The sequence below is a fragment of the Bradyrhizobium sp. NBAIM08 genome (assembly GCF_020193935.1).
Lineage (GTDB): Bacteria > Pseudomonadota > Alphaproteobacteria > Rhizobiales > Xanthobacteraceae > Bradyrhizobium > Bradyrhizobium yuanmingense.
The window spans coordinates 1-382 of the sequence record NZ_JADYVR010001353.1 but is presented as its reverse complement, the minus strand read 5'-3'; the positions used below and the strand labels follow the sequence as shown (position 1 = coordinate 382).

Annotated in this window: 1 pseudogene; it reads right to left on the bottom strand. The window is 65.2% G+C overall.

Features of this window, described 5'->3' with window-relative positions:
• A pseudogene (locus tag I6F37_RS44880) lies at positions 1-188 on the bottom strand (glycosyltransferase family 1 protein); the annotation flags it as partial.
• Positions 189-382: the final 194 nt, after the last annotated feature.

Here is a 382-nt window from a genome sequence, read left to right as displayed (position 1 = left end):
GCGCGGCCCGGCAAGACCGCCAGGCGGATTTCCGGATAGGTCGGCATCGGCAGGGTGAAGCGCCCTTCCGGCGTGATCATCTTCACGTCATGGCCCAGCGCGCGAAGGTCGTCGGCGGTGATCTGCACCGTGCGCACCACGCCATTGACCTGGGGCGTCCAGGCGTCGGTGACGATCAGGATTTTCAATCGCGCCGCCACGCCGGGGATGAAGCCCGGCTGCAGCCGCTCAGACCTGCGCGGGTATAAGCGCGGGCGCGGGGGTTTTGGTCCGGTTGTCCGGAATGCTTGTCTGAGAAGGCGTTGCCCAGCGAAGAATCTCCATATGGCCGCGGGCATCTTCGACAAGGGCGCTGCAGCTTTCAACCCAGTCTCCGTCATTC